General features: G+C 68.1%; 30 protein-coding genes, 1 tRNA gene and 1 riboswitch. Of the genes, 22 read left to right on the top strand and 9 right to left on the bottom strand.

What is annotated here, in order from left to right:
* The first annotated feature begins 111 nt into the window (after positions 1-111).
* The gene (locus SMD20_RS26685) at positions 112-1,098 is read left to right on the top strand and encodes a hypothetical protein (protein ID WP_329586032.1); all 987 of its coding nucleotides are present in this window, start codon (positions 112-114) and stop codon (positions 1,096-1,098) included.
* Here SMD20_RS26685 and SMD20_RS26680 read toward each other — a convergent pair whose 3' ends face one another.
* Together SMD20_RS26680 and SMD20_RS26675 are read right to left on the bottom strand one after the other, a co-directional pair.
* On the bottom strand, positions 1,099-1,917 hold the full coding sequence (locus SMD20_RS26680; RefSeq protein ID WP_329586029.1) for an inositol monophosphatase family protein: 819 nt from the start codon (positions 1,915-1,917) through the stop codon (positions 1,099-1,101). It lies immediately after the preceding gene.
* A complete protein-coding gene (locus tag SMD20_RS26675; protein ID WP_329586026.1) occupies positions 1,914-2,813 on the bottom strand; it encodes a DUF5919 domain-containing protein in 900 nt (299 codons plus the stop codon). Before SMD20_RS26675 ends, SMD20_RS26680 begins: the two co-directional genes overlap by 4 nt.
* Before the next feature lie 291 nt (positions 2,814-3,104).
* On the opposite strand from SMD20_RS26675, the gene SMD20_RS26670 reads away from it, so the two are divergent.
* The 10 genes from SMD20_RS26670 to SMD20_RS26625 all read left to right on the top strand — a co-directional run bounded on the left by SMD20_RS26670 (position 3,105) and on the right by SMD20_RS26625 (position 10,578).
* Positions 3,105-3,395 carry a hypothetical protein gene (locus SMD20_RS26670; protein ID WP_329586023.1) on the top strand — a complete coding sequence of 97 codons (291 nt, stop codon included), beginning with the start codon at positions 3,105-3,107 and terminating at the stop codon, positions 3,393-3,395.
* Between the two features lie 185 nt (positions 3,396-3,580).
* Positions 3,581-4,312, top strand: a complete 732-nt coding sequence (locus tag SMD20_RS26665) for a GntR family transcriptional regulator (RefSeq protein WP_329586020.1) — start codon at positions 3,581-3,583, stop codon at positions 4,310-4,312.
* Between the two features lie 510 nt (positions 4,313-4,822).
* Positions 4,823-5,236 (top strand): plasmid replication, integration and excision activator, encoded by a 414-nt coding sequence (locus SMD20_RS26660; RefSeq protein WP_329586017.1) that lies wholly within the window; start codon positions 4,823-4,825, stop codon positions 5,234-5,236.
* Entirely contained in the window at positions 5,236-5,511 is a 276-nt protein-coding gene (locus tag SMD20_RS26655) for a hypothetical protein (protein WP_329586014.1), read from the top strand. Before SMD20_RS26660 ends, SMD20_RS26655 begins: the two co-directional genes overlap by 1 nt.
* Positions 5,508-5,810 (top strand): hypothetical protein, encoded by a 303-nt coding sequence (locus SMD20_RS26650; protein ID WP_329586011.1) that lies wholly within the window; start codon positions 5,508-5,510, stop codon positions 5,808-5,810. The genes SMD20_RS26655 and SMD20_RS26650 overlap by 4 nt, the downstream gene beginning before the upstream one ends.
* Before the next feature lie 88 nt (positions 5,811-5,898).
* Positions 5,899-7,308 (top strand): FtsK/SpoIIIE domain-containing protein, encoded by a 1,410-nt coding sequence (locus SMD20_RS26645; protein ID WP_329586008.1) that lies wholly within the window; start codon positions 5,899-5,901, stop codon positions 7,306-7,308.
* Complete coding sequence (locus SMD20_RS26640; RefSeq protein WP_329586006.1) at positions 7,305-7,445, top strand: hypothetical protein; 141 nt, start codon at positions 7,305-7,307, stop codon at positions 7,443-7,445. Before SMD20_RS26645 ends, SMD20_RS26640 begins: the two co-directional genes overlap by 4 nt.
* Positions 7,446-7,486: 41 nt before the next feature.
* Entirely contained in the window at positions 7,487-9,016 is a 1,530-nt protein-coding gene (locus tag SMD20_RS26635) for a replication initiator (RefSeq protein ID WP_329592681.1), read from the top strand.
* A 12-nt stretch (positions 9,017-9,028) separates the two neighbouring features.
* Positions 9,029-9,235 (top strand): helix-turn-helix domain-containing protein, encoded by a 207-nt coding sequence (locus tag SMD20_RS26630; RefSeq protein WP_225271124.1) that lies wholly within the window; start codon positions 9,029-9,031, stop codon positions 9,233-9,235.
* Positions 9,235-10,578 (top strand): tyrosine-type recombinase/integrase, encoded by a 1,344-nt coding sequence (locus SMD20_RS26625; protein WP_329585999.1) that lies wholly within the window; start codon positions 9,235-9,237, stop codon positions 10,576-10,578. Before SMD20_RS26630 ends, SMD20_RS26625 begins: the two co-directional genes overlap by 1 nt.
* A gap of 106 nt (positions 10,579-10,684) precedes the next feature.
* Here SMD20_RS26625 and SMD20_RS26620 read toward each other — a convergent pair.
* Positions 10,685-10,755, bottom strand: a tRNA-Gly gene (locus tag SMD20_RS26620).
* Between the two features lie 141 nt (positions 10,756-10,896).
* Between SMD20_RS26620 and dcd the strand changes: the two genes are divergently transcribed.
* From dcd to SMD20_RS26605, 3 genes are all read left to right on the top strand, one after another.
* The gene (dcd, locus tag SMD20_RS26615; RefSeq protein WP_026214653.1) at positions 10,897-11,472 is read left to right on the top strand and encodes a dCTP deaminase; all 576 of its coding nucleotides are present in this window, start codon (positions 10,897-10,899) and stop codon (positions 11,470-11,472) included.
* A 251-nt stretch (positions 11,473-11,723) separates the two neighbouring features.
* Entirely contained in the window at positions 11,724-12,341 is a 618-nt protein-coding gene (locus SMD20_RS26610) for a DUF47 domain-containing protein (RefSeq protein ID WP_043625094.1), read from the top strand.
* 9 nt (positions 12,342-12,350) lie between these two features.
* Positions 12,351-13,355, top strand: coding sequence for an inorganic phosphate transporter (locus tag SMD20_RS26605; RefSeq protein WP_329585995.1), 1,005 nt, complete (start codon positions 12,351-12,353; stop codon positions 13,353-13,355).
* Positions 13,356-13,367: 12 nt separating this feature from the next.
* Here the strand turns inward: SMD20_RS26605 and mshD are convergent, their stop codons facing one another.
* Positions 13,368-14,273 (bottom strand): mycothiol synthase, encoded by a 906-nt coding sequence (gene mshD, locus SMD20_RS26600; protein WP_329585993.1) that lies wholly within the window; start codon positions 14,271-14,273, stop codon positions 13,368-13,370.
* Between the two features lie 107 nt (positions 14,274-14,380).
* Here mshD and SMD20_RS26595 point away from each other — a divergent pair, with 107 nt between their 5' ends.
* Both SMD20_RS26595 and SMD20_RS26590 read left to right on the top strand, forming a co-directional pair.
* On the top strand, positions 14,381-16,180 hold the full coding sequence (locus SMD20_RS26595) for a bifunctional metallophosphatase/5'-nucleotidase (protein ID WP_329585990.1): 1,800 nt from the start codon (positions 14,381-14,383) through the stop codon (positions 16,178-16,180).
* A gap of 81 nt (positions 16,181-16,261) precedes the next feature.
* Complete coding sequence (locus SMD20_RS26590) at positions 16,262-16,798, top strand: GNAT family N-acetyltransferase (RefSeq protein WP_329585987.1); 537 nt, start codon at positions 16,262-16,264, stop codon at positions 16,796-16,798.
* Here the strand turns inward: SMD20_RS26590 and SMD20_RS26585 are convergent.
* Positions 16,791-17,318: a GNAT family N-acetyltransferase gene (locus SMD20_RS26585; protein ID WP_020544724.1), complete on the bottom strand. Its 528-nt coding sequence runs from the start codon at positions 17,316-17,318 to the stop codon at positions 16,791-16,793. The genes SMD20_RS26590 and SMD20_RS26585 overlap by 8 nt on opposite strands.
* Positions 17,319-17,371: 53 nt before the next feature.
* Positions 17,372-17,584 (bottom strand): hypothetical protein, encoded by a 213-nt coding sequence (locus SMD20_RS26580; RefSeq protein WP_329585984.1) that lies wholly within the window; start codon positions 17,582-17,584, stop codon positions 17,372-17,374.
* A 220-nt stretch (positions 17,585-17,804) separates the two neighbouring features.
* Between SMD20_RS26580 and SMD20_RS26575 the strand changes: the two genes are divergently transcribed.
* Together SMD20_RS26575 and SMD20_RS26570 are read left to right on the top strand one after the other, a co-directional pair.
* A complete protein-coding gene (locus SMD20_RS26575; RefSeq protein WP_329585982.1) occupies positions 17,805-18,143 on the top strand; it encodes a hypothetical protein in 339 nt (112 codons plus the stop codon).
* A 3-nt stretch (positions 18,144-18,146) separates the two neighbouring features.
* Positions 18,147-20,273, top strand: a complete 2,127-nt coding sequence (locus tag SMD20_RS26570; RefSeq protein WP_329585979.1) for a carbon starvation CstA family protein — start codon at positions 18,147-18,149, stop codon at positions 20,271-20,273.
* On the opposite strand, the gene SMD20_RS26565 is transcribed toward SMD20_RS26570, so the two are convergent.
* Complete coding sequence (locus SMD20_RS26565; RefSeq protein ID WP_329585976.1) at positions 20,270-20,695, bottom strand: MarR family winged helix-turn-helix transcriptional regulator; 426 nt, start codon at positions 20,693-20,695, stop codon at positions 20,270-20,272. The genes SMD20_RS26570 and SMD20_RS26565 overlap by 4 nt on opposite strands.
* A 61-nt stretch (positions 20,696-20,756) precedes the next feature.
* Between SMD20_RS26565 and SMD20_RS26560 the strand changes: the two genes are divergently transcribed.
* Positions 20,757-21,389, top strand: a complete 633-nt coding sequence (locus SMD20_RS26560; protein WP_329585973.1) for a maleylpyruvate isomerase family mycothiol-dependent enzyme — start codon at positions 20,757-20,759, stop codon at positions 21,387-21,389.
* Positions 21,390-21,392: 3 nt separating this feature from the next.
* Here SMD20_RS26560 and tenA read toward each other — a convergent pair whose 3' ends face one another.
* Entirely contained in the window at positions 21,393-22,067 is a 675-nt protein-coding gene (gene tenA, locus SMD20_RS26555; protein WP_329585970.1) for a thiaminase II, read from the bottom strand.
* Positions 22,055-22,150: riboswitch (TPP riboswitch) on the bottom strand. It overlaps the preceding gene by 13 nt.
* 25 nt (positions 22,151-22,175) lie before the next feature.
* On the opposite strand from tenA, the gene SMD20_RS26550 reads away from it, so the two are divergent.
* On the top strand, positions 22,176-23,135 hold the full coding sequence (locus SMD20_RS26550) for a DNA polymerase domain-containing protein (protein ID WP_329585968.1): 960 nt from the start codon (positions 22,176-22,178) through the stop codon (positions 23,133-23,135).
* A gap of 126 nt (positions 23,136-23,261) precedes the next feature.
* A complete protein-coding gene (locus SMD20_RS26545; protein ID WP_329585965.1) occupies positions 23,262-24,767 on the top strand; it encodes a M28 family metallopeptidase in 1,506 nt (501 codons plus the stop codon).
* A 4-nt stretch (positions 24,768-24,771) separates the two neighbouring features.
* On the opposite strand, the gene SMD20_RS26540 is transcribed toward SMD20_RS26545, so the two are convergent.
* A complete protein-coding gene (locus SMD20_RS26540) occupies positions 24,772-25,635 on the bottom strand; it encodes a LysR substrate-binding domain-containing protein (protein ID WP_329585963.1) in 864 nt (287 codons plus the stop codon).
* A gap of 82 nt (positions 25,636-25,717) precedes the next feature.
* Here SMD20_RS26540 and SMD20_RS26535 point away from each other — a divergent pair, with 82 nt between their 5' ends.
* A complete protein-coding gene (locus tag SMD20_RS26535) occupies positions 25,718-26,911 on the top strand; it encodes an MFS transporter (protein WP_329585960.1) in 1,194 nt (397 codons plus the stop codon).
* The last annotated feature ends 9 nt before the right edge of the window (positions 26,912-26,920 follow it).

Here is a 26,920-nt window from a genome sequence, read left to right as displayed (position 1 = left end):
GAACAATTCAGCAATGAGGCCGCGCGGTGCTCGTCACGCCGAGGTTGCTTGATGGCGATGCAGCACGCATGAGCGATAGCCTCGTGCGCATCTTGTTAGTAGCATGGCGTAATGAACTGGTCCACTCTATGGACTTGGGTTACCGAGAACATCTCGGTAGATCGGGCTTCGCTGCTTGTAGCCTTTTTGGCGGTGCTAGTTGCCTTAAGGAGCGCTCGCCACGCCCAGCGCAGTGCTTGGTCTGCTGAAATCCAGGCAAGAGCTGCCGAGGTACAGGCGGAAGCCGCAAAACGGCAAGTAGAGGTGGCGGAACGCGCCTTGTGGGATGCCTATACTACGAATGCCGACCGCATTGCCGAAGTCTCGGCACTCAGCGACTATCGATCCTTTCTAGAGTCAGTTATGCCAAAGGTAGCTGTAAGGCTGGAGCCAACCCGCTATCCACCAATTCGGCGCAAACACGATATTCGATGCGAACGTGGACAGGAGTACCCCAAGGAAAATGCTCATAACGACTTCATTGTTTATCATTACCGCGAGAATTCATTCGATAGGCTTGAATTCTTCGTTCGAGGTACGCTAGTAAACGTCGGCAATATCTCGGCCGAGATTCTTACCCATGGGCCAAAATTCATTGAGGGACGGTCGGCTCTTCTGCCGACCTCTGCCGAGATTCCACAGCAACTCGAGTCGGGATCGCGTTACTTGCTGCCCCCCGACGGCGTGGCGCTCTTTGAATGGCATATATCGCTCCTAGTCAATCAATGGATGGACATCTACAAAGAACATCATCGGGGAGAGTTTGAGCTCGACGATGATTGGAAAGCGGACATCTCAAGCCCATCGACATCCTTCTATGTCAAGCCGGCAGGTTCGGCGGTAAATGAAGTCATGAGAATAAGATTGAACCTAGATGATAATGTTATCTGGCCAGCCCCGGCTCGCGACTACAAGCAACCCCCCGAATGGTACACGTACAAAGAGGGTCCTGTGTACATCTATGTGAATCATGAGTATCCCGCGCTACCTCAGGATCTGGAGGATATGCGAAAGGTGCTCAAGCGAGCTAACCCTTGGACGGGTCGCGTGGAAGACTAGTCACTCCAAAGTGGACCGACCGGAAACTCCCCGAGCTTCTGCAATAAGTTCTATTAGATCAGCTATCAGTGCCGGGCTCGCAGCAATGGTAGCCTCCGAAAGAACACTATGTGCGCCACCGTCAAGATCGACGACCACTGCTCCGGCTTCGCGGGCGATAATGACACCTGCGGCTGTATCCCACGGGTTGTTGCTGAGCATGATATTTGCGTCAATCTTGCCGGCGGCCACCCATGCGAGATCAATCGCGGCGGAGCCAAACATTCGTATGCGTTGAACACGGGCGGCTAGTTCTCGAGTCAGGGCGAGCCGTGGCACATTTCTTTCTTCCGCGTTCTTACCTACCGCGTAGTCACCAATGGCGACGATGGCGGTTTCCATGTCGCAAGCATTGCTGGCCTGGATGTTGAATCCGTTGGTTTGAGCACCGGTTCCCGCCGCGGCCGTGTAGCGGAGGTTGAGAAACGGAAGATCGATGACTCCTAGCGTGGGTATGTCCTTATCGATCAGGCCCAAGGACACCCCACAGAGCGGGATGCCGTGCAGGAAGTTGGCCGTTCCATCCACAGGGTCCAGTGCCCACATCAGGCCGTCGCCCATGTGGCTGACGCCTTCCTCCTCACCGAGAAATCCGATCTCAGACGTCTCGCGGGACAGGAACTCCCGTACGGCATGCTCTGCGGCGTAGTCCACCTCCGTCGCCATGTCCCGGTCCCCCTTGGCTGTGATGATGCCTGGAGCCTTGGTACGGATGATCTCGCTGGCGATCGACACGGCGCGCTCAGCGATGGGGAGAAGAGTTCGGGCGTCGATGGTCATACGGGTTTGCTCCGCTCCCACATATCGCTGAACACCTGGTCGAAGACGGGGAACAACCCCTCGGCTGCGGTGTTGTCCTTGATCACAAACGTTGGTGAATCGACTCCGCGTGCCTGCGGCAGGTACGGCTGGACCACGCACAGCGCCCGGTCCACGAAGAGCAGGTTGAAGCGGATCGTCTCGTCGTAGACGTGGAGTTCGAGGCGCTGGGCCGACGTGGTGTCGAGTCGGTCGCGCAGCCGGGTAAGCATGCTGATGTTGAGCGCTGTGAGGGTCGTCAGGGTGCTGTCGGTGTAGCCCTCTTCCGCTTCGCGGGCGCGGATCGCCTGGCCCTTCGGGTCGAGGAAGAGACAGCGGATGCGCGTGCCGGTGTCGAGCAGACGCTTGAGCTGATGGTCGGGGTAGCTCTGGCAGAGGATGTTGAGCGACAGGCCTGCCGCGTTGATCTCCTTCGCGTCGTCGAACAGTGACGAGGCAGGGTAGGCGGAGGAGAAGGCTGAGCGGCTGCTGAAGACCGCGGTCACGTCGGCCATCTGCGGCATCGAGCAGGCGGCGGTGTCGGGGCCGGCGCTTCTGCCTGGCTCCGGGGCTGATCTCTGCGCGGGGATCTCAACCGCAGTCGCGGAGAACAGCTCATGTGCTGACCTGCCTGGGAACATCGCCTCCAGGACGCGGCAGTGGCCCGAGTACGGCAAGCCCTTGAGTTCCCCGTTCAGCCATCGGTGGAGCTGCGCCCGGCTCGGCCAGCCACCCTGCAACGACGGGTCCACCTTCTTGGCCGCCTTGTCGTACTCCTTGCAGAAGGTGCTGTACGTCTGCCAATGGCGTTGCGTCAGGAGGGTCTTCAACAGGATCGGCTGGTCAGTCATGATCCGCGCCTCGGGCTGGGGTGCCATATAGGCCCAGGTTAGCGACAGAGACGGTCTCGGACGAGACAAAGAGGAGACGAACAGAGACGGGTCGATCACAGACGGTGCTCGGGAGCGATCGAGACGTGACAGATGCTCGGGCAATTCTCGTTCCATGACTGCGTCGTGTAACTCCTGCTCAGGCCGGGGCTGGAAATACATCAGCCTCCGCCGGACCGTGGTGGTGGCCGGGAACAGCACAGACGATGTCGCTGCGGACGACCGGCACCGTGATGACTGCTGGCGGTGCAACGGAACCGGGCGGGCGGGTGCGTCGCTGTGAAGATCTATCTCGGCTGTTTCGCGCCTCACGTCGGTCCGCCTCGTCCGAACCAGATGCGCTTGGTCTGGCGTGAGGTTGCTCGCGAGCAAGATCGTCCGCGCGTGGTCGAGTACACCTGTGGTTGCGAGGACACGTTTTACGAGCTGTGCCGCGAGGCCGGCCTTGCCTACATCCGCCGGATCACCCGTCTCGACGGGGCGGTGCAGGCGATCCACGAGACGTATCGCTGGCGGTGCAAGGAGACGCACGAGGTCTGGATCGCCCTTCTCAACGGCGAGGCCCAGTAAGCGGGCGCGGCGGTCGGCGAGTACAGGGGTGCCAGGCCGTCGCGTCTTGGTGCTGGTGGAGGGACTGTCTGTTGCGCAGTCAGATGGTTCCTCCACCAGTCCGTACGCTTCCTGAAACAGAGAGGAAGACAGGGCGTCCATCTCCAATTACGCTTGACGACAAGTCGAGTTGTTGGATGGTCGTCATGTCGTCTGAAGAGTTCGCGCCACCGAAGTACGCCCAGATCGTGCAGGCGATCAGGCAGAAGATCGCGGACGGGACCTATCCGCCCGGCTCCCTGCTGCCCTCCGAGACGCAGCTTGTCCGCGAGTTCAAGGTGAGCCGGCCGACCGTCGTCCGCGCTCTCCAAGTGCTCCAGCTCCGTGGAGTCATCGAGCGTGAGCACGGCAAGGGGTCCTTCGTGAAGGCCGCCCCACCGGGCGCGTCCAACCAGAACTCACGTCCGGGTCGGGCTGTTCTGGATCGGGTGGAAGCGGATGAGAACTGCACGGTAATCGAGGCTGGATCGCTAGCGGCTACCGGCGCGGTCGCCAAGCTGCTGGACGTGCCAGAGGGGTCCACGGTAATGCGGCGCCGTGTTCTCTTTCGCGATGGCGAGCGGCCGACTGACCTCTTGACCGTGTGGTGTCCGGCGCATCAGGCAGAGGGAACGGACCTCGGCGAGACAGGGCCGCTCACCGCCGGCATCAGGGAGCATCTACGGGCGAGCAAAGGCGTCAAACTTCAGCATGTTGTCGAGCGGCTGAGTGCTCGGCATCCGTCAGCCGACGAAGCCAAGCTCATGGAGGTCCGCAGGACGACACCCGTCCTCGGTGTGCTGGCGAGTGTGTTCAATGGAGGAGGGCGGCCCGTGCTCGTCGTGGACCTGGTGCTCCCCGGTGACCTCCACGAGCTGGAAGACTCTTACTCCCTATAGTTCAGAGCCCGTTTCTGCGGCGCTCCTGTTCCTGCTCCCAGGCCCGTTTTAGCGCCATGCGCCGCATTAGGGCTTTTTCTTCTGCCGTGGTCAGCCTATGTCTGGCTAGCTGCCGATTGCGCGCTTTGGCGACTTCGATCCACCGCGTCCCTCGCGCGCCTGGTGGCCGCATGGGTTCGTCGTCGGGCTCGCTCCTGATCGACATGTCGCGAGCGTGGTTCAGGTCGTACCGTAATTTCGAGATCTCGCACACTCCTTGCACGGTCCCATATCGGCGCGACTGCCACATGGTCCCCGCATGAGTCGTGGAGATCACGTGGAGTTGGTGGTCATTTAAACCGATCCAACTGTTATGCCGCAATGGCTTATGGATGGATTTGTCGCGACCCCCGGAAAAGATCTTGAAAGAATCCCGCTAACTCGTGTTGTCAAGTCGCTGAGCTGCGGGTACCTTCATGACAACTCGACAAGACGAGTTAGCGACAAGACGACTAGTTAGGAGCAAGCCTTATGGCACTGCAAGGTCCCATCCCCGTCTCGTTCGACATGGTCTTCCCGCACGGCTGCTACATCGTGGGCGAGGTCGAGCCCGTCAAGGACTTCGACGCCTCGACCAACGGGCGCTTCGTCCAAACCCGCGACAAGCAGAGCGGAGAGCTCGTCTGGCAGGTCAGCGTCATGGACGCGGACCCGACGCTCAAGGCGGCCCAGAAGACCGTGTCCGTCAAGATCCTCAGCCCGGTGCAGCCGGTTCCTCCGGCTCCGATGGCCGGGCTGCCGTTCACGCCGGTCGAGTTCGACCAGATGACCGCCACGCCGTACGTCAACCAGGCCGGACGGCTGGCGTACTCGATCAAGGTCCGTGAGATGCGGGCTCCTCGTCCGGCCGGTAAGGCGAACGCCGCTGCCAAGGACGCGGCGTGATGGGGCGGCGGAGGGTCCGTCCGGTCAGCACGATCGCCCTCAAGGCCGGCCAGGGCGCTGACGTGCGGAACCACCCGTATCCGCAGCGCTCGCCGGTCCTCGGGCTCGTCTTCGGCGGCACACAGGTGCTCGTCACCACTTCGGCCAATGATCACGTCACCCTGGACGACGTCGAGTTCGCCCGGAGCCTGGCGCGCGAGGCCGCCATGTTCGCCGGTGCGGTGGAGCGCATGTTCCACGGCCTGCCGAACGGGCCGGGGGTGGCGGGTCGATGACGCTCAGCCCGTACACCTACGTCACCGTCTCCATGCGTCCCGGTCAGCCGTCCCGGTTCAACGTCTCCTTCTGCTCGGCGGAGTTGCGGGTGCATGCCTGGCTCGGGGACACCGGCAAGCCCTGCCTCGACCTGAACACCTCGGACGCGTCGGTGACCGTCTCGACCTCGGGGCCAGTGACCGACCACGACGTGACCGTTGCTCGCGAGATCTTCAACGCCGCCGCGCGGTACCTGGCCGACTGCGAGCGGCTGCACTCCGGTCAGACGGACAAGGCCACCGGCAGCGAGGCGGCCTGATGCTCAGCGGGGCCGCAGGAAGCGGCAACTTCCGGCGGCCCCTCGGTCTTCCGCACACATGCGACATGCTTGGAAGGACTTCACCCTAATGTTCAAGAGGATGCCCGGCGACGAGCCGCACCGCATCGTCTCCACCACCCCTGACACGGCGGTGGTCTTCAAGCCGGCCGTGGTCCAGACCCCGGCCATCATCACTCTGGTCATCTTCATCGCCCGGTTGGTGGCCGGCCTCTTCCGGCTGGCCTGGCGGCATCCCATCGCGCTGGCGGTCGTCGCCGTTCCTGCTGGGCTCTGTTTCACCTACGGCTGGCGCGTCGCGCTGTTGCCCGTCGTTCCGGCTCTTGTGGCCATGGGCGCCTGGGCGGTCCTCGACAGGCCGACGTTCCTGCGGTGGGTCGGCTGGCGGCTGCTCGCCTTCGCACGCTGGTTCTGGATCTACCGGCGGCACTGGCAACCAGTCATGACCGTCGCCGGTCTCGCTCGGCACATACGCGGTCGGGAGTACGTTCCGCGGCTGGTCAAGGTCACCTCCGACTCCTGGGCCGACAGGCTCACCGTCCGCATGCTCGACGGCCAGGCGGTCAAGGACTGGTCCGACAGGATCGAGAACCTGTCCCATGGCTTCGGGTCGGAGTCATGTCGTGTGGCGGTGGCCAAGGCTGGTCGGCTCGTGCTGACGTTCCCGCGTCACGATCCGCTGGCCGCGCCGATAGCAGCGCTTCCGGTTCCGGACACGCCGACCGTCGGGCCGGTCGAGATCGGCAGGCAAGAGGACGGCTCGCCGTGGCTCCTACGACTGCACGGGACTCATGTCCTCGTCGCCGGTGCGACCGGGGCGGGCAAGGGCTCGATCATCTGGTCAGTGATTCGCGGGCTCATGCCTGCGATGCGTGCGGGCCTGGTTGAGATATGGGCGCTCGACCCCAAGCTCATGGAGCTGTCTTACGGCAAGGCTCTCTTCGGCGGTCAGTACGCGGCCGACCCTGCCGCCTGCGCTGATCTGCTCGACGAGGCCGTGAGCGTCATGCACAAGCGGGCAGCTCGGTTCGCCGGGATCCAGCGATCACACACGCCCACCCTCGACGATCCCTTCGTCCTGGTCGTGGTCGACGAGGTGGCGTTCCTGACCGCCTACCAGTCCGACAGGCAGCTCAGGCAACGCATCTCCGCTGCCCTGGCCACGCTGACCACCCAAGGGCGTGCGGTCGGCGTCGGCGTCCTGGCGGCTCTTCAGGACCCACGCAAGGAGGTCATGAACATCCGCAACCTGTTCCCCGACAAGATCGCCCTACGACTCGACGAGTCGGAGCAGGTGGACATGGTGCTCGGCGACGGGGCGAGGGATCGCGGCGCGCTGGCCGACCGCATCTCTCCTCGTCCTGAGCGGGGCGCAGGCGTTGGATATGTGCGGCTGGAGACCAGTCCCGATCCGATTCGCGTCCGCGCCGCGTACGTCTCCGACGACGACATTCGCGCGATGGCTGGTGAGGTCCGATGACACTGGCTCACTTCCTCGACGGCCTTCGCTGCGCCCTGTGCGGCGCGCTGAATGCCCTCTTGCTCGACTCGCTGCGTGGCCTGGTCGAGTGCTCCGAGTGCGGACAGGCCGCGCTCACGTCCCCCGAGATCGGATAGGAGGCCCGTTGACCGACCGCAAGACTCCGCGAGCCATCCGCATGGCTCAACCGCTCGCCCGCGACGTGGCCGAGGAGATCGCCAAGCTTCACGGCGTCTGCATCCGGCCCGTGGCGCTCAGGCGGCTCGACATGACGACCGGCAAGTCAGAGGTCGTCGATGTCCCGTGCGGCTCCCCGCTGGAGAGCAAGTGTCCTCCGTGCGCCAAGCGCAACCGGCAGCTCCGGATGGCGCAGTGCCGCGAGGGCTGGCACCTCGACGAGGAGCCGATCATCACGCCCGACGAGCCGACCGACGGGCAGCGCTGGCTTGTCGAGTTCCGGGCCGACATGCAGGCCAAGCGCGATGAGGAGGCAAAGGCCGGCGAAAACACCTCCGACCTGGACGCCGTGCTCACCGGGCTCGACATCGAGATCAACGAGGCCGGGATGCGCGGGAACGTGCTGGGTCGGATGGGGTCCAAGCGGGTCCGCTCGACCAAGCGCCGCCAGGACGCGCCCGACCTGCCCAAGCGGAAGATGGCCAGCACGACCCTGGGCCGGACCTTCGAGGCGGCCGACGGCAGAACCTACCGGCCTTCGCTGTTCGTCACGCTCACCCTGCCGAGCTACGGCAAGGTCCTCAACGGCGCGCCTATCGATCCGGACACGTACGACTACGTTCGGGCCGCTCGTGACGCGCTGCACTTCTCCAAGCTCGTGGACCGGTTCGTGCAGAACCTTCGCCGCGTCGCTGGCTACGACGTGCAGTACTTCGCCACGGTGGAGCCTCAGAAGCGGCTCGCTCCGCACCTGCACATGGCCGTCCGGGGCACCCTTCCGCGCGCCGAGATGAAGCAGATCGCGGCGGCCACCTATCACCAGGTCTGGTGGCCTCAGGCGGATGAAGCGCGCTTCGAGGGTGATCGACTGCCCATCTGGAACGACGGATACGCGGACCCCGACACCGGTGAGGTCCTGCCCACCTGGGACGAAGCTCTCGACCAGCTCGGCGACAAGCCCATGCACGTGATCCGCTTCGGCGATCAGGTGGACGTGAAGGGGGTGCTCGCCGGGTCGCCGGACGCCGACCAGTGCATTCGGTATCTGTCCAAGTACCTGACGAAGAGCCTCGGCGAGACCTTGGACGGTCAGGCGCAGCGGGAGCACGCGGCCCGCTTCGTCGATGCGCTCCGCTACGAGCCGTGCTCGCCGACCTGCCCGAACTGGCTCCGGTACGGCGTGCAGCCCAAGAACGCCAAGCCGGGGATGGTTCCCGGCTGCTGCCGGTCCAAGGCCCACAAGCCCGAACACCTCGGATACGCCGGTCGCCGGGTCCTCGTCTCCCGCAAGTGGAGCAACAAGACCCTCGCCGAACACAAGCAGGATCGCCGTACCTGGGTCCTGGAAGCGCTCGGCCAGGCCGACGAGCCCACCGACCCGCACCGCTACGTCTGGCAGCCGGTCAGGCCGGGCGATCCCGATGTCGCTCCGATCGGGGTCCGGCTCCTTCGATCCATCGCCGAACGCCAGCGATGGCGCGCTCACCTGAGACGGCTCGAAGAACTTTCGGCAAATCCGCAGGCAGCCTGAGAGGAGGAGATCTTGGACCAACTGTTCACCGTCCCGGAAGCGGCCGAACTGCTCAGCACCTCGGTTCGCTTCGTCCGCCGGCTGATCGCTGAACGCCGGATCGAGTTCGTGAAGGTCGGGCGGCACGTCCGCATCCGAGAGTCCGCACTGATCGCCTTCGTCGTCGCCGGGACCGTCGCGCCCATGACGACCTTCGACGCAACCGGGAGGGCCGCCTGATGGCGAACAAGGACAACCACCGCCGTTTCGGCAACATCCGCAAACTGCCCTCGGGGCGGTTCCAGATCCGCTACCCGGGACCGGACGGGCGCATCAGGACCGGTGAGGAGACGTACGAGCGTAAGGGCGACGCGGATCGGGCGCTGACCCTGATCGAGAGTCGAATCCTCGCCGGGACGTGGACCGACCCCGAGCGCGCCAAGGTCAAGCTCGCAGAGTATTCGGCAACCTGGATCGACCAACGCCCCGGGCTCCGCCCGAGGACGATCGATCTCTATCGCTGGCTGCTCAAGAAGCACGTCACGCCGTATCTCGGCAACGTCTCACTCGGCAAGCTCTCCACGGCGATGATTCGGCAGTGGCGAGCGGACCTGCTCAGTAAGGGCGTCTCCGTGAGCATGGCGGCCAAGGCGTACCGCCTCCTCCGCGCCGTGCTCATGACGGCGGCCGAGGACGACCGGATCATCTCCCGCAACCCATGCCGGATCCGCGGGGCCGGCGACGAACACGCCGAAGAGCGACCCGTTCTCTCCGTGGGGCAGGTCTTCGAGCTGGCGGACAAGGTCGGGCGCCGCCCGGTGGGCAGCATTCGAGGGCTCAAGAGAGGAGAGGGGTACCGCATTCGATTCCAGAGGTACGGGGAGATGCGGACCCACCCAGAGGTCTTCTCGACCCGAGCAGAAGCCGGGCGGGCGCTGTGGAGGATGATCGACACCGGGCAGGCCGACTGCACGCACGATCGGCGGTACAGGGCTTTCGTGCTCCTGACCACGTTCGCGAGCCTGCGATGGGGTGAGATCACCGCACTGACCCGATCCGATCTCGACCTCGACGCAGGTACGGTCCGCGTGCGTCTGGCCTACGTGGAACGCTCCACTGGTGAGCTGGTTCTCGGCCCGCCCAAGTCCAAGGCCGGCAAGCGCATCGTCGGCGTCCCGCAGGCGATCATCCCGGCGCTGAAGGAACACTTGCGGCTCTACGTGAAGTCTGACCCGGGAGCACTGGTCTTCACCGGGATCAAGGGCGGACCGATGCGCCGGAGCGGGTTCAACAAGCTGTCCGGCTGGATGGAGGCCGTGCGGGCGATCGGCGCCCCAGGTCTGCACTTCCATGATCTCCGTCACACGGGGAACATGATCGCAGCGGACTCCGGCGCGGGCCTCAAGGACCTCATGGCGCGGGTGGGACACGACAACGTCCGGGCTGCGATGATCTATCAACACGCCGTCCGGGGAGCCGACAAACTGATCACCGAAGCCATCGACAAGCACCTGATCGGGCACGAACGGGCACGCGACGATGACGAGGACGACCCACCCGGCCTGCTGATTCCCGCCGGGTGACCTCAAGCCCTAATGGCACGCTAATGGCACGCAGAGATCAACAGCTCTAGGAAACACCAAAGCCCAGGCACCGAATCCATCGGTCTACCTGGGCTTTCTCTACGAGAGCGGGTGACGGGAATCGAACCCGCGCTGTCAGCTTGGGAAGCTGATGTTCTGCCATTGAACTACACCCGCGCGCACCCCCCGAAGCCCGCCGCCGACAACCTCACAGCCCGCAGCCTTCGGGAAACTCGCGTCCCCCACTGTAGCGGAACTTTGGCCCGCAACAGCACTCCCGAGCGCCGAACTTCGACCCCGACCGGTAAGTTGCTCTCCGTGCTGCTATCTGATCGTGACATCCTCGCCGAGATCGACTCCGGCCGGCTGGTGCTGGAGCCCTTCGACCAGGAGATGATCCAGCCGTCCAGCATCGACGTGCGGCTCGACCGGTTCTTCCGGGTGTTCGAGAACCATCGTTACCCCCACATCGATCCGTCCGTGGAGCAGCCGGATCTGACGCGTATGGTGGAGCCGGACGGCGAGGAGCCGTTCATCCTGCATCCGGGGGAGTTCGTGCTGGCCTCGACGTACGAGGTCATCACGCTGCCCGACGATCTGGCGTCCCGGCTGGAGGGGAAGAGCTCGCTCGGGCGGCTCGGGCTGCTGACGCATTCGACGGCGGGGTTCATCGATCCGGGGTTCAGCGGGCACGTGACGCTGGAGCTGTCGAACGTGGCGACGTTGCCGATCAAGTTGTGGCCGGGGATGAAGATCGGGCAGCTGTGCGTGTTCCGGTTGAGCTCGCCGGCGGAGCACCCGTACGGCTCCGCCAAGTACGGCTCCCGCTACCAGGGCCAGCGCGGCCCGACCCCGTCGCGCTCCTACCGGAACTTCCACCGTACGAAGATCTGAACCAGATGAACATCAGGTGAACGAACGGGGAACAGTCGGGTGAACGGACTGGCGTCCCGCCTGCTCGGAAGGGCGGGCGCCGGCTCGCCGAGGCGGGCTGGAGCTGCAAAAAGGCCCGAAAACTAGCGGCTTTCTCGGTGTCGCACTACCTACGGCGGGTAGCCAGTAGGCGAAGGAGACATGAAGTTCGCATTTCGCCTGGTAGGCCGTACCCTCTTCCACGGACCATCCCCGCACATCTGGAGAACGACGTGCGCCTGCGTCTCACGCCACGTGAGGACAGCTACTACGACCTGTTCGCCGACTCGGCGAACAACCTGGTCACGGCATCACGCCTGCTGGTGGAGATCATCAGCGACGGCTCGGACAGGGAAGCCCTGGCCGAGAAGATGCGCGCCTGCGAGCACGCCGGCGACGAACGCACCCACGCGATCATGAACCGGCTCAACGAGAGCTTCATCACTCCGTTCGACCGCGAGGACATCTACCGTCTCGCCTCCAACCTCGACGACGTCATGGATGCGATGGAGGCCGCCTCCGACCTCATCGTCCTGTACCAGCTCGACCACCTCCCCAAGGACGTCGTGCGCCAGGTCGAGGTGCTGGAGCGGGCCGCCGAGCTGACCGCGGAGGCCATGCCGCGCCTGCGCTCGATGAAGAACCTCAACGAGTACTGGATCGAGGTCAACCGCCTGGAGAACCAGGGTGACCAGGTCTACCGCCGGCTGCTGGCCAAGCTGTTCAGCGGCGAGTACGACGCCCTCACCGTCATGAAGATGAAGGAGGTCGTCGACGCCCTCGAGGAGGCCGCCGACGCCTTCGAGCACGTGGCCAACACCGTCGAGTCGATCGCGGTCAAGGAAAGCTAGGCCCGCCCAGTGGACCTCACGCTCGCCCTCGTCATCGGCGTGGTCGTCGTCGCTCTGATCTTCGACTACACCAACGGGTTCCACGACGCGGCGAACGCCATCGCGACCTCCGTCTCGACCCGGGCCCTGACCCCCAGGGCCGCCCTGTTCATGGCGGCGGCCATGAACTTCATCGGCGCCCACCTGGGCACCCAAGTCGCCCAGACGGTCGGCAAAGGCATCATCGACGCACCGGACGGCTCACATGGTCTGGTGATCGTCGCCTCGGGGCTCATCGGCGCGATCGCCTGGAACCTCATCACCTGGTACTTCGGTCTCCCGTCCTCCTCCAGCCACGCGCTGATCGGCGGTCTCGTCGGCGCGGCGCTCGCCTCGGCCAGCGTCGTGCACTGGGACGGCGTGGTCGAGAAGGTCGTCATCCCCATGGTGCTGTCGCCGCTGGTCGGCTTCACACTGGCGGCGGGCATCATGATCGCCATCTACTGGATCTTCCGGCACGCCCAGCCGGGCAAGACCAACCGCGGCTTCCGCTACGCCCAGACCGTCTCGGCCGCCGCCATGGCGCTCGGGCACGGCCTCCAGGACGCGCAGAAGACCATGGGTGTGATCTTCCTGGCCCTCGTCGTCGGCGGGTTCGCCTCTCCCGGCGACGACATCCCGCAGTGGGTCATCCTGGCCGCCGCGGGCGCGATCTCGCTCGGCACGTACGCGGGCGGCTGGCGGATCATGCGCACCCTGGGCCGGCGCATCATCGCGCTCGACCCGCCCCAGGGCTTCGCCGCGGAGTCGGCGGCGGCGACGGTGCTGTACGTGGCCGCCATCGGGTTCGGGGCGCCCATCTCCACCACGCACACGATCACCTCGGCGATCATGGGTGTCGGCGCGACCAAGCGGCTCAGCGCCGTGCGGTGGGGCGTGGCCGGCAACATCGTGACCGCCTGGATCCTGACCATCCCGGCCGCGGCCGCGGTGGCCGCCGCGTCCTACTTCGTCCTCCACGCGATCATCGAGTAAGCCCGCACCAGGTCAGGTGGCCGCGTACATCACGTCCACGTCCCAGCGGGCGAACCCCAGCCCCTCGTACAACCTGATCGCGGCCGTGTTGGCCTCGTCCACGTAGAGCATGGCCTGGGCGAGGCCGCGCGCCCGCAGGTGGTCGAGGCCGGCCAGGGTGAGGGCCTTGCCCAGGCCGGTGCCCTGCTGGGAGGGGTCGACGCCGACCACGTAGACCTCGCCCAGCGGCTCGTGGCCGTGCTCGGTGGAGCCGTGGATCTTCGTCCAGTGGAATCCCACCAGCCGGTCGCCGCGGACGGCGAGGAAGAAGCCCTCCGGGTCGAACCAGGGCTCCCGCTCGCGCCGGAGCAGGTCGTCCATGGTCCACGCACCCTGCTCGGGGTGGTGGGCGAAGGCGGCGGCGTTGACCTTGAGCCAGGACTCCTCGTCCTGGCCGGGCACGAACGTCCGCATCCGCACCCCCTCCGGCAGCGTGTACGCCGCCAGCGGCGCGAACAGCGAGCGGCGCATCTGCCAGAGCGACCGGACGCGCTCCAGGCCGAACGAGGCCGCGAGCGCCCCGGCGGCGGCATGGTCGCCGTGGGCCCAGAGGCGCAGCCGGCCGCCGGCCAGGTCGAGCACGGCCCGCAGCAGGCGGGCGCCGTTGCCGGTGCGCCGGTGCGCGGGATGGATGACCAGCTCGGCGCTCGGGCCCTCGACCTCGTCGGTCGGATCGACGTGGGCGTAACCTGCCAGAACATCGTCCTGGAAGAGCAGGAGCGAACGGGCTCGCGCGTCGCCGCCGTAGCGGAGGTGGAGCATCACGTGCTCGTTGAGCGGGCGGACGCCGTCGGCCTGCGTCGCGGCCTCCACCAGCCCCAGCACCTCGGCGATCTCGGTGTCGTCCAGTCGTTGCCTGATTTCCACGTGCGCGCTCACACCAGAACTCTAGGCGTACGACTGGCAAATAACGCCATGCGGTAGCCGGGCAAATCGTTACCTTTGCGACATTGGCCGCTTGGATTCCGGCTCTAACGTGGTGGGCCATGACGTCTCGTTCATTCCTCCGGCTGATCCTCGCCGGAGCCGTCGCCTCGGGCGCGGTCGCGCTGGCCGCCGTCCCCGCGGGCGCGGCGAGCCCGGGCAAGGCGAAGGCGCCGCTCACGGTCCCCGTGCGGCTGCTCGCGCTCAACGACTTCCACGGCAACCTCGAACCCCCGACCGGCTCCTCGGGCCGCATGGTGGACGAGAACGGCAAGACCGTCGACGCCGGCGGCGCTGCGTACATCGCCGCGCACATGAAGGCCCTGACCGACAAGAACACGATCGCCGTGGCCCAGGGCGACCTCATCGGCGCCTCGCCGCTGCTGTCGGCGGCCTACCACGACGAGCCGTCCGTCGAGTTCCTGGGCAAGCTCGGGCTCAAGGTGGCCGCCGTCGGCAACCACGAGTTCGACGAGGGCTACACCGAGCTGCGCCGCATCATGAAGGGCGGCTGCCACCCGGTCGACGGCTGCTCGCCGGCCGGTCCGTGGAAGGGCGCCACGTTCGACTACGTGGGCGCCAACGTGCTGTTCAAGAACCCGAACGAGCGCACCGACGCGTTCGCCGCGCTCGGCGCCAAGCAGGCGCAGGCGAAGAAGCTCATGGCCGACTGGGGCGTGCCCGCCCTGCCGCCGGTCAGCGTCAAGTGGGTCAACGGCGTGCCGATCGGCTTCATCGGCCTGGTCACCCAGACCACCCCGAACATCGTCACCGCCGAGGGCATCAAGAACCTCAAGTTCATCGACGAGGTCAAGGCCGCGAACGTGGCCTCGAAGATCCTCAAGCTCGTCGGCGTCAAGGCGCAGGTCGTGCTGGTGCACGAGGGCGACCAGGTCAACGCCGGGCAGTCGCCGGACGCCTGCTCGGCCGTCGCCGGCGCGGGCTCGCGCATCGCCACGCAGGTGGACCCGGAGATCGACGTCGTGCTCACCGGGCACTCGCACCAGGCGTACCTCTGCAAGGTCAAGGACCCGGCGGGCAACGACCGGCTCTACTCGCAGGGCGGCTCGTTCGGGCGGGTCATCACCCAGGTGGACCTCAAGGTCAACCTGAAGAACCTGGACATCGACCGCTCCTCGGTCGTCGCGGACAACCACGTCGTGACCCGGACGGTCGATCCCGATCCGGACATCTCCACCTTCGTCGAGACGTGGAAGGACCGGGTGGCCCCGGTCGCGAACAAGGCGATCGGCTCCATCACCGCCGAACTCAGCAACACCGCCGGCCCCTCCGGTGAGTCCCCGCTCGGCGACGTCATCGCCGACGCCCAGCTCGCCGCCACCAGGACCGGCGGCAACGCGCAGATCGCGCTCATGAACCCAGGGGGCGTGCGGTTCCCGCTCAGCTACCCCTCCTCCCCGGCCGACGAGGGCGACGGCGTCGTGACCTACGGTGAGGCGTTCGCCGTGCAGCCGTTCAACAACCTCATGCAGGTCGTGACGCTGACCGGCGCCCAGCTCAAGACGGTGCTGGAGCAGCAGTTCACCGGCGGGCCCAACAACCAGCCGTTCAACAAGATCCTCCAGCCCTCCGCGAACTTCACCTACACCTACAGCACCAGCGCCGCCTGGGGCTCCAAGGTGTCGGACATGAAGATCGACGGGGTGCCGGTGACGGACACCCAGACCATCCGGGTCGCGGCGAACAACTTCCTGGTCGGCGGCGGCGACGCCTTCGCCGCCTTCACCGAGGGCACCGACCTGTGGAGCGGGCCGCTGGACATCGACGCCTTCGTCGCCTACCTCGGCGCGAACAGCCCCGTCGCCCCGCCCGCCACCAACCGCATCACCGTGACCGGCTGAGTTCGCGGAACGGGCCCGCCACGCGGGCCCGTTCCGAAAACCGGTTGACCGGGGCCCGGCGCGGTGGCCATCGTCGGGCGGATGCGCATCGAGTTCACGAGGTTCGAGGCGGCCGACGCCACCGCCCTGGCCGACTTCCTGACCGGCGAGGAGTGGCCTTACCACGCCGGCGTCCAGGAGCGGGAGGCCGTCCTGCGGCGGGTCGCCGAGGGCGGCTACGACGACGGCGGCAACCGTACGTTCTGGATCGTGACCGGCGGCGAGCGGGTGGGGCTGGTCAGGCTCCAGGACCTCGACGACGACACGCCGATGTTCGACCTGCGCGTACGGGCCGCCTGGCGCGGCAAGGGCCTCGGCACGGCGGCCGTCGCCTGGCTGACCCGCTACCTGTTCACCGAGCTGCCCGAAATCGAGCGGATCGAGGGCAACACCCGCCAGGACAACCGCGCCATGCGAGCGGCCTTCCGCCGCAACGGCTACGCCAAGGAGGCGCACTACCGGCGGGCCTGGCCCGCCCCCGACGGGACGCGCCACGACACGATCGGCTACGGCATCCTGCGCGCCGACTGGGAGTCGGGCGAGGTCACCCCGCCCGACTGGGACGACGAGCTCACCTGAGCTCGGAGCTCAGCAACCCCATCATGAGGAAGTCGTGCCGCTTGCCCCGGGCACGGAAGGACTCCCTCTTGCGCCCCTCCTCCACGAACCCGACCTTCGTGTACGCCCGCACCGCCGCCGCGTTGTCGGCCACCACCCACAACGTCAGGCGGTGCAGGCCCATCTCCTCGAAGGCGTAGCGGCAGATGACCCGCAGGGCGTCGGTGGCGTAGCCGCCGCCCCAGCGGTCGCGGTCGCCGATGGCGATGCTCTGCAGCTCGGCCTCGCCGTGCCGGAAGTCGGTGTCGCCGAGCGCGACGTAGCCGATGAGCTTGCCGTCGTCGAGCGCCTCGATGCCGAGGACCATCTGCTCGAAGGTGTTGCGCGGGCGGTTCTGGCCCTTCTCGATGTTCTGGGCCAGGGAGATGGGCGGGGTGCCGTCCATCCACCGGCCCACCTCGGGGTCGTGGTACCAGCGCCACAGCGGCTCGCTGTCGGCGGGTTCGAGGGCTCTCAGGCGTACGCGTCGTCCGGTCAGCACGCGGGCCAGATCTACCAGGCCGCCGCTCCCGCCCGCAAAGGGATTTCCCCGGGTCAGGCGTACAGGAAGTAGAAGTTGTACTGGGACTCGCAGTGCCAGAAGCCCCACCAGCCCTGGCTGTAGCCGTACTGGCCGATCCGCTGGCACTCGGAGTAGTCGTAGTAGACGCCTCGGAGGCTCTCGGCGTGTGCCGGGGTGGCGGTGACCGTCGTCAGCACACCCCCGGCGAGCAGAGCCGAGACGAGCAGAGCACGTGCCTTGCGCATCGATACCTCCCGCGGGAACGATTCCTGCCGGGATTGTCACCGAAAAAGGCGATCAACCGTCGTTCGAACAGCGGGTAAAGCGTGATGGAAGGGCCTGATCAGGCTAAACCACGCATAAGGTCACTGAAAGTTTCACGCCCGCCAAAGGCGGTTTCAAGCGCGACTACGCCGGGTAAGGCCGTCGGTAATTTCTGAGCTACCTGTTGTGCAGGAGCCACAAATGTCCGCTCTCACGCTCACGCCCGCGGCTCGTGAAGCTCTGCGCGACGACGAAGTGGTGTTCTTCGACTGGCACGTCACCGGCCTCTGCTGCGCGGACGCCGGCGAGTTCTCCGTCCGGCCGCTGCGCCGCTCCCGCCTGCCGAAGCGGGCGCGCGGCCTGCTGCCCGGCGTCGTGTACGCGCACCCCACCGCCTGGGTGCACCTGGCCGGGGCCCCGGTCGTGATCGACTGCCGCCCGCTGTGGCGCTGGCGGCGCTTCACCACCGATCTGCCGCCGGACGCCGGCCTCCGCTGCTGCCTGGGGCGTCCGCTGTATGGCTCTTCCCAAGGGAGGTAACCGGTGAAGCTGCGTTCCGTGATCATCTGGACGGCGGTCGCCGTCGTGGGCGCCACCGGCTGGGCGGTGCTCGCCCTGTCCCGGGGCGAGAACGTCAACGCGGTGTGGCTGCTGTGCGCCGCGCTCGGCTCGTACGCCATCGCCTACCGGTTCTACGCCCGCTTCATCGTGCGCAGGGTGCTGAGGGCCGACGACCGCCGGGCCACCCCGGCCGAGCGGCTCGACAACGGCATCGACTACCAGCCGACGGACCGGCGCATCCTGTTCGGGCACCACTTCGCGGCCATCGCCGGCGCAGGGCCGCTGGTCGGGCCGGTGCTGGCCGCCCAGATGGGCTACCTGCCCGGCACCATCTGGATCATCGCCGGCGTCATCTTCGCCGGGGCCGTCCAGGACATGGTGGTGCTGTTCTTCTCCATGCGCCGCAACGGCCGCAGCCTCGGCCAGATGGCCCGCGAGGAGATCGGCCCTGTCGGCGGGGTGGCCGCGCTCGTCGCGGTGTTCGCCATCATGATCATCCTGCTCGCGGTGCTGGCGCTGGTCGTGGTCAACGCGCTGGCACGCTCGCCGTGGGGCGTCTTCTCGATCGCGATGACCATCCCGATCGCCCTGTTCATGGGCTTCTACCTGCGGGTGCTGCGGCCGGGCCGGGTCGTCGAGACGACCGTGATCGGGGTCGCGTTGCTGGTCCTCGCCATCGTGGCGGGCGGCTGGGTGCAGGGGTCGAGCTGGGCGCCGTTCTTCACGCTGAGCCCGTCGGCGCTCGCGCTCTGGCTCATCGCGTACGGGTTCGTCGCCGCGGTGCTGCCGGTGTGGATGCTGCTCGCGCCGCGCGATTATCTCTCGACCTTCATGAAAATCGGGACGATCGTGCTGATCGCGATCGGCATCGCGGTCACCATGCCGCCGCTGCGCACCACCGCCTTCACCGACTTCGCCTTCAACGGCAAGGGGCCGGTCTTCGCGGGCTCGCTGTTCCCGTTCGTGTTCATCATCATCGCCTGCGGGGCGCTGTCCGGGTTCCACGCGCTGATCTCCTCCGGCACCACCCCGAAGCTGATCCAGAAGGAGAGCCAGGTCCGGATGATCGGCTACGGCTCCATGCTCATGGAGTCGTTCGTGGCCGTCATGGCCATCACCGCGGCCTGCGTGCTGTCGCCCGGCCTCTACTTCGCGATGAACGCCCCGGCCGGGGTGCTCGGCGCCACCGTGCAGTCGGCCTCCGAGGCCGTCGCGAACATGGGCTTCACGATCACGCCGGAGCAGCTCCAGGCCGCGGCGGCGGCCGTGCAGGAGGAGACGCTGATCGCACGCACCGGCGGGGCGCCGACGCTGGCCGTCGGCATCTCGCAGATCTTCTCCGGCTTCCTCGGCGGGGCCGCGCTCCAGGCGTTCTGGTACCACTTCGCGATCATGTTCGAGGCGCTGTTCATCCTCACGACCGTGGACGCCGGCACCCGGGTGGGCCGGTTCATGCTCCAGGACACCCTCGGCAACCTGTGGAAGCCGATGGCGCGGGTGAGCTGGTGGCCGGGCCTGGTGGGGTCGAGCGCGGTGGTCGTGGCGGCCTGGGGCTACTTCCTCTACCAGGGCGTCAACGACCCGCTCGGCGGCATCAACCAGCTGTTCCCGCTGTTCGGCATCGCCAACCAGCTCCTCGCGGCGGTGGCGCTCACCGTGGCCACCACGCTGCTGATCAAGAGCGGGCGGCTCAAGTGGGCCTGGGTGACGGGCGTGCCGCTGGCCTGGGACGCCGCGGTCACCCTGACGGCGAGCTACCAGAAGGTCTTCTCCGCCGACCCGACGCTCGGCTTCTTCGCCCAGCGCGACCGCTACCAGAGCGCGATCGACCAGGGGCAGGTGCTCGCCCCGGCCAAGTCGATGGACGCGATGCGGCAGATCGTCATCAACTCCACCGTGGACGGCGTCCTGGCCGCGCTGTTCGCCGTCATGATCGTCATCGTGATCCTCGACGCGGTCCGCGTGTGGGTCACGGCGATCCGGGCGCGCGAGCCGCTGCCGACCACGGAGGAGCCGTTCGAGGAGTCGAAGCTGCTCGCGCCGTCCGGCCTGATCGCCACCCGCGAGGAGAAGGAGGCGATGGCCGCCCGCGGCGCCGCGGGCGGCTAGAACTCCTTGATCACGCGGGTGAGCGTGGCGTTGAGCTCGGCGAGGCCGTCCTCGCCGAGCAGCGCCGTGAGCCGCCGCTCCACCTCGTCGATGGCGGCGTAGCCGGCTCTCAGCGCCGCGTCGCCGCGCTCGGTGAAAACGATCAGCTTGGCCCGGCGGTCGGCCGGGTCGGGGATCCGGCGCAGGTAGCCGAGGCCCTCCAGGTCGTCCACGAGGGCGCCCATGGCCTGCGGGGTCATCCGGGCCTTCGCCGCGAGCCGGCTCAGCCGGATGCCGTCGTGCTCCATGTGGAAGAACAGCGCCTGGTGGGCGGGGCGGACGCCGGGGGCGTGCTCGTGGGCCGCCTCCTGGACGACGTCCTGGAGGCGCAGGAACGCCTCGTACAGCAGGGCCACGACGTGCGGCGGATGTGTGGCGGCCACGGTCCTTCTCCAAAACGCTAAGGCTGCCTTATATTACGGCAACCTTAGCAAAGGGGGAGGCATGCGCCAGGAAGAGATCCGGTCCGTCCTCGCGAGCGAGCGCCGCGACCTCGCCGACCTGCTCGACGCGCTGCCCGAGGCCGCATGGGACCGGCCCTCGCTGTGCGAGGGCTGGCGGGTGCGGGACGTCGCGGCGCACCTCACGTTCGCCACGGCGCACACCGGGCGGGCGCTCGCCGCGTTCGTCCGGGCGAGAGGGGACTTCGACCGCGCCATCCACGACAGCGCGGTGCGGCTGGCCCGCCGGCGCCCGGCGGACCGGCTGGTCGCCGAGATCCGCCGCTCCGCGGACTCGCGCCGCAGGCAGCCCTCGACGAAACCGCTCGACCCGCTGTTCGACGTGCTCGTACACGGCCAGGACATCGCCGTTCCGCTCGGCATCGAACGGGCCATGCCGGTCGCCGCCGCGCGGGCCTGCGCCCAGCACGTCTGGGACCGCGGCTTCCCCTTCCACCCCCGGCGGCGCTTCGCCGGGCTGCGCTTCGCCGCCACCGACGCCGACTGGTCGGCCGGCGCGGGGGAGAGCGTCGAGGGGCCGGTCGGGTCGCTGCTGCTCGTGCTCAGCGGGCGGCCCGCCGGGCTGGCCGCGCTGACCGGCCCCGGCCTGCCCGAGCTGGCGCGACGGCTCGGCTGAAGGTCAGGGCGCGAGCCAGCGGGCCGTGGGCCAGCCCTCGCGCCGCCAGGCGCTGTCCCAGAACATCCACTCGTACGCCGCCGCCGTCAGATAAGCCTGCTCCATCGCCGCCCGCGTGCCGGCGTCCGCGCCTTCGGCGAGCCGGTCGGCGATCGCCTTGGCCCGGGTCACCGACGCCGCGAACTCCGGGTCGGAGTAGGTGGAGATCCACTTGCCGTACGGGTGTCCGCCGAGGTCGCCCGCGCGCCCCAGCAGCGCCGTGCCCACGTCCTGGTAGATCCAGAAGCACGGCAGCAGCGCCGCCACCAGCACCGGGTACGGCGCCGACAGCGCCGTCGCCTGGAGGTAGGACGCGTACGCCAGGCACGTCGGCGACGTGGTGACCCCGGCCGCGTCCGCGCCCAGCTCGGCGACGTAGCCGGCGTGCAGCAGGCGCTCGGCGGCCAGCGCCGTGTGCGCGCTGCTCGCGAAGAACGCCGCCTCGTCCAGGTCGGTGGCCCGCGCCGAGGCGGTGGCGAGCGCCTTGGAGAACGCCTCCAGGTAGCGGGCGTCCTGCACGATGTAGAACGCGAACCGGTCGGCGTCGAGGGTGCCGTCGCCGAGCGCGACGTTGAACGGGTGGCCGTGGATCGCGGTCATCAGGTCGGCCGTGCGCAGCCACATGTCATCGCAGAACATGACGTCCCTTCGCTAGTGCGAGCTAGATCAGGTTCGACGGGTGTGATCTCAGCCCGGATCGCCGGGCACCCCGCGTCAGTCGATCACTGTAACAGGTGTTCGGATATCGTGGACGGGGTGACCGGCGAGGAGACCCGCGAGGGCGTGACGCTGACCAATCTCGACCAGCCGCTGTTCGACGGGGCCGAGGCCACCAAACGCGACCTGGTCGACTATCTCGACGCGGTCGCGGACCGCCTGGTGCCGGTGCTGCGCGACCGGGCGCTCTCGGTCGTCCGGGTACGCCCCGGGCAGGAGCCCTTCATGCAGAAGAACCTGCCGAAGTACGCCCCTCCGTGGATCGAGCGCGTCTCGGTGTGGGCGGACTCGTCGCGGCGGCAGGTGACGTACGCGCTGGGCAACGACCGGCGGACGCTGATCTGGTTCGGCAACCAGCGGGCGGTGGAGTACCACCCGGCGCTGTTCGCCGGCGACCACTTCACCCACCTGGTGCTGGACCTCGATCCGCCGGAGGGCACGGAGTCGTTCGAGCTGGCCGTGCGGGCGGCGTTCCTGGTGCGGCAGGCGCTGGCGGACGCGGGGCTGGCGGGCGCGGTGAAGACCAGCGGGGCCAAGGGCGTGCACGTGTTCGTGCCGGTCGAGCCGGGCGTCCCGATGGAGGACCTGGCCGCCGCCACCCGCGCGATCGGGGCCCGCGCCGAGCGGGTGGACCCGGCGCTCGCGACGACGGCGTTCATCAGGGAGGACCGCGCGGGCAAGGTCTTCATCGACTCCACGCGGGCGGGCGGCGCGACGGTCGTGGCCGCCTACAGCCCGCGGATCCGGCCCGGCGTGCCGGTGTCGTTCCCCGTGCCGTGGCCGGACCTGGACCGGGTCACGCCGCGCGACTTCACCATCAGGACGGCGGCGGCGCTGGTCGAGAAGAACGATCCGTGGGCGGGGGAGATGCCCGAGCCGCAGCGCCTGCCCGCCGACCTGGTGGAAGAGGGGCACACGATCCCGGTGGCGCGGGTGCAGGCGATGCACGAGGGGAAGCGGCGTGCCCGTGCCCGCCGCGAGGCGACCTGAGACAGCGTGAATCCGTGGTGACAGTGGGCCTTCTCAGCGGCTCGGTACCGGGTTACGTTCGCGTTCGGCGCGGCTCGGGGGGACTACGCGCGCCGTACCCGATCCCGGCACAGGGAGATCCGTCGCATGCGTATGCGTAGAATCGCCGTCGCGCTCGGCCTGCTCCTCACCACGGTCCTCGTCGCGCCACCCGCGCAGGCGCGGACCGGCGGCCTCGACGACGTCTTCGCCAAACTGCTCGTCAAGCAGGTCAAGGGCACGAACGTCACCAAGCACCTCAACGCTCTCCAGGCGATCGCCGACGCAGGCGGCGGCACCCGCGCCGTCGGCACCCCCGGCTACCGGGCCTCCCGCGACTACGTGGCCGCCAAGCTGCGCAAGGCGGGCTACAAGGTCACCCTGCAGCCGGTCAAGTTCGTGGAGAGCTGGAGCGAGAACGCCCCGCCGACGCTCGCCGTGCAGGGCGGCGCCACGTACGTGCCGAACGAGGACTTCTTCGCCTTCGAGCCGTCCCCGTCCGGCGACGTGACCGCGCAGGTCCAGGCCGTGGACCTGACGCTTCCGCCCGCGCCGTCGCCCTCCTCCACCAGCGGCTGCGAGGCGGCCGACTTCGCCGGGTTCGTCGCGGGCCGGATCGCGCTCGTCCAGCGCGGCACCTGCCCGTTCGTCACCAAGGTCGAGAACGCGCTCGCCGCCGGCGCGAGCGCGATCATCATCTTCAACGAGGGCCAGCCGGGACGGACCGACGCCTTCCCGCTGAACATCGGCGGCCTGCAGGGCCTGCCGATGGTGTTCGCCGACTTCGCGGTCGGCCAGGCGCTGGCCGCCACGCCCGGTGCGACCGTGCACCTCAAGGTCGACGCCAACCTGGTGCTCGGCACCGAGGACAACGTCATCGCCGAGTCCCGGCTCGGCGACCCGCGCCAGGTCGTCATGGTCGGCGCCCACCTCGACAGCGTGACCGAGGGCCCCGGCATCAACGACAACGGCTCGGGCAGCGCCGCCATCCTGGAGGTCGCCGAGCGGATGGCGCTCTACCCGGTCAAGCACAAGGTCCGCTTCGCGTTCTGGGCGGCCGAGGAGATCGGGCTGCTCGGCTCCACGCAGTACGTCGCCTCCCTGTCCCAGGAGCAGCGCGACCGCGTCCGGCTCTACCTGAACTTCGACATGATCGCCTCCCCGAACTACGCCTACAAGCTGTACGACGGTGACGACTCCGACGCCACGGGCTCCCCGGCGGGCCCGCCCGGATCGGCCCAGATCGAGCAGCGGCTCGCCACGTTCTTCGGCTCGCGCGGCCTGGCCACGGTCGGCACCGACTTCGACGGCCGCTCCGACTACGGGCCGTTCATCGCGATCGGCATCCCGTCCGGCGGCATCTTCACCGGCGCCGAGGGCGTCAAGACCCCCGAGGAGGCCGCGCTGTTCGGCGGCACGGCCGGGGCCGCGTACGACGGCTGCTACCACCAGGCGTGCGACACGCTCGCCAACGTGAACGCGACGGCGCTGGACGTCGACTCCGACGCCATCGCGGACTCCGTCGCCCGCTATGCCTTCGACCTGCGCTCCATCCCGCCGAGAACGACCACCGCCGCCCGCGCCGCCCTCACCGGGGCTGATTCCACCCGGTAGGAGGTCAGAGGCCGGCCATCAGATCGAGGAAGGCGGTGGCGGCGGGGGAGGGGCGGTCGGCCCAGATCAGGTGCTCGACGCGGGCCGGGGCGTCGCGGAGCCGGATGACGCGCAGGTCGCGGAGCCGGGGCGCGTACGCGGCGGGGAGCAGGCCCACGCCGAGCCCGTGCCGGACGAGGTCGGCCATGAACTCGGCGGACGACACCTCGAAGGCGACGTCCCGGAGCACGCCCGCGGCCGCGAACGCCTCGTCGGACTGGGCGCGACCGGCGTGCCCCGCCCGGAAGTCGACGAACGGCTCGTCGGCGAGGCCCGCCAGGTCCGTCTCCTCGTCCGTCAGGTGATGGTCGCGCGCGACCACGGCGACCAGCTCGTCCCTGGCCAGCGCGCGGCCGCGCACGCCCCTCGGCTCGGCCCGCGTGGTCAGGCCGAGGAAGGCCACGTCCACGTCGGCCCGCCGGACCCGCTCGATCAGTTCCTCGCTGCCGGCCGCGGCGAGCGTGACGCGCACCCGCGGATGCCGGCGGCGGAACTCCTTCAGCAGGGCCGGCAGATCCACCGCCGCGACCGTGGTGATGGCGCCGATGGCCAGCCGCCCGCGCAGCTCGCCGCTCGCCGCGGCCACCTCGGCCCTGGCCCGGTCGGCGGCCTCCAGGCACTCGCGGGCGGCGGGCAGGAACGCCTCCCCGGCCGGCGTCAGGCGGACGCGCCTGCTGGTGCGCTCGAACAGGCGGGCGCCGAGCTCCCGCTCCAGGGCGGCGATCTGGTGGCTGAGCGCCGACTGCACGACCCGGCAGTGCTCGGCGGCCCGGGTGAAGTTGCTGGTCTCGGCGACCGCGACGACGTACCTCAGTTGCTGCAGCTCCATGGCATCAATCGTGCAGCACGATCGATCCCGATGAAAACTATGTGTTGGACTCATTGATCGGGGTGGGCCCACTCTTGGATGTATGACTGTGCATGGAGATCGCCCGCTGTCAGCAACGCGGGCCTGGCTGGGGGTCGCCGCGATCACGGCGAGCCTGTTCGTCTTTCTCACCACCGAGCTGATGCCGGTCGGCCTGCTCACCCCCTTGAGCGAGAGCCTGGGGGTGTCGGTGGGCGCCGCCGGGCTCATGGTCACGCTCCAGGGCGTCTCCGCCGGGCTGGGCGTGCCGTTCATCGTGGCCTGGACCAGGCGGGTCAACCGGCGGATGCTGCTGTCCGCGCTCCTCGCCGTGCTGGCCCTCGGCAACCTGGTGACCGCCCTGTCGCCGAGCTACGCGCTGATCCTGACCACGCGGCTGCTCATGGGGTTCGCCAGCGGGGTGTTCTGGGCCATCGGCGTGGGCATGGCGATGCGCCTGGTGCCCGAGCGGCAGGCGAACAGGGCCTCCGCGACGGTGATGTCCGGCATCTCGATCGCCACGGTGGCGGGCATACCGCTGGGGACGTTCCTGGAGAGCCGTACCGACTGGCGGACCACGTTCCTCATCTGGGCCGGGCTCAGCGTGCTGGTGTTCGTCGCGGTCACGGCGCTGATCCCGTCGCTGCCGTCGCGCAACGCCGTGCCGGTGAGGGAGGTCTTCGGGCTGCCGGCCAGGAACGTGCCGCTGCGGCTGGTGCTGGTCACCGTCGTGCTGTTCGTGCTCGGGCACTTCGGGGCCTACACGTTCGTCCGGCCGATCCTGGAGGGCCACACGGGCGCGACGTCCGCCTTCGTCACCGTCGTGCTCATGGTCTTCGGCGCCGCCGGGGCCGTCGGGAACTTCGTCGCCGGACACACGGTGAGCAGGAGCCTGCGGGGCACGTTCGCCGTCGGCTGCGCGGGGCTCGTGGCGTCGTTGCTGGCGCTGCTCGCGATCGGCGGCGGCGAGGCGGGCGCGGTCGCCGCGCTGGTGGTGTGGGGGCTCTCCTTCGGGGCCGTGCAACTGTGCCAGGTCAACCTGACGCTGGCCGCCGCGCCCGACACCTTCGAGGCCGCGATGTCGCTCAACACGATGGCGTACAACACCTCCATCGCGCTCGGGGCGCTCTTCGGCGGGCTGTTCGCCGACCACCTCGGGGTCACCAGCGTCGTCTGGTTCGGGGTGGCGCTGACCGCGGGCTCGCTGCTGGTCAACCTCACCACCGGACGGAGGGTGGCCGCGACGTCCTCCGCCTGAGCCGGAACA

It is taken from the genome of Nonomuraea sp. LP-02 (assembly GCF_036289125.1).
Classification (GTDB): Bacteria; Actinomycetota; Actinomycetes; order Streptosporangiales; family Streptosporangiaceae; genus Nonomuraea; species Nonomuraea bangladeshensis.
The sequence above is the reverse complement of the archived record's forward strand: the minus strand, read 5'-3'. Positions and strand labels throughout refer to the sequence as shown.

Excerpts from the sequence above, each read along its gene's own strand:
- SMD20_RS26685 (WP_329586032.1), top strand. The coding sequence starts at position 112 with ATGAACTGGTCCACTCTATGGACTTGGGTTACCGAGAACATCTCGGTA.
- SMD20_RS26680 (WP_329586029.1), bottom strand. The coding sequence starts at position 1,917 with ATGACCATCGACGCCCGAACTCTTCTCCCCATCGCTGAGCGCGCCGTG.
- SMD20_RS26675 (WP_329586026.1), bottom strand. The coding sequence starts at position 2,813 with ATGGCACCCCAGCCCGAGGCGCGGATCATGACTGACCAGCCGATCCTG.
- SMD20_RS26665 (WP_329586020.1), top strand. The coding sequence starts at position 3,581 with ATGTCGTCTGAAGAGTTCGCGCCACCGAAGTACGCCCAGATCGTGCAG.
- SMD20_RS26660 (WP_329586017.1), top strand. The coding sequence starts at position 4,823 with ATGGCACTGCAAGGTCCCATCCCCGTCTCGTTCGACATGGTCTTCCCG.
- SMD20_RS26655 (WP_329586014.1), top strand. The coding sequence starts at position 5,236 with ATGGGGCGGCGGAGGGTCCGTCCGGTCAGCACGATCGCCCTCAAGGCC.
- SMD20_RS26650 (WP_329586011.1), top strand. The coding sequence starts at position 5,508 with ATGACGCTCAGCCCGTACACCTACGTCACCGTCTCCATGCGTCCCGGT.
- SMD20_RS26645 (WP_329586008.1), top strand. The coding sequence starts at position 5,899 with ATGTTCAAGAGGATGCCCGGCGACGAGCCGCACCGCATCGTCTCCACC.
- SMD20_RS26640 (WP_329586006.1), top strand. The coding sequence starts at position 7,305 with ATGACACTGGCTCACTTCCTCGACGGCCTTCGCTGCGCCCTGTGCGGC.
- SMD20_RS26635 (WP_329592681.1), top strand. The coding sequence starts at position 7,487 with ATGGCTCAACCGCTCGCCCGCGACGTGGCCGAGGAGATCGCCAAGCTT.
- SMD20_RS26625 (WP_329585999.1), top strand. The coding sequence starts at position 9,235 with ATGGCGAACAAGGACAACCACCGCCGTTTCGGCAACATCCGCAAACTG.
- SMD20_RS26595 (WP_329585990.1), top strand. The coding sequence starts at position 14,381 with ATGACGTCTCGTTCATTCCTCCGGCTGATCCTCGCCGGAGCCGTCGCC.
- SMD20_RS26590 (WP_329585987.1), top strand. The coding sequence starts at position 16,262 with ATGCGCATCGAGTTCACGAGGTTCGAGGCGGCCGACGCCACCGCCCTG.
- SMD20_RS26580 (WP_329585984.1), bottom strand. The coding sequence starts at position 17,584 with ATGCGCAAGGCACGTGCTCTGCTCGTCTCGGCTCTGCTCGCCGGGGGT.
- SMD20_RS26575 (WP_329585982.1), top strand. The coding sequence starts at position 17,805 with ATGTCCGCTCTCACGCTCACGCCCGCGGCTCGTGAAGCTCTGCGCGAC.
- SMD20_RS26560 (WP_329585973.1), top strand. The coding sequence starts at position 20,757 with ATGCGCCAGGAAGAGATCCGGTCCGTCCTCGCGAGCGAGCGCCGCGAC.
- tenA (WP_329585970.1), bottom strand. The coding sequence starts at position 22,067 with ATGTTCTGCGATGACATGTGGCTGCGCACGGCCGACCTGATGACCGCG.
- SMD20_RS26545 (WP_329585965.1), top strand. The coding sequence starts at position 23,262 with ATGCGTATGCGTAGAATCGCCGTCGCGCTCGGCCTGCTCCTCACCACG.
- SMD20_RS26540 (WP_329585963.1), bottom strand. The coding sequence starts at position 25,635 with ATGGAGCTGCAGCAACTGAGGTACGTCGTCGCGGTCGCCGAGACCAGC.
- SMD20_RS26535 (WP_329585960.1), top strand. The coding sequence starts at position 25,718 with ATGACTGTGCATGGAGATCGCCCGCTGTCAGCAACGCGGGCCTGGCTG.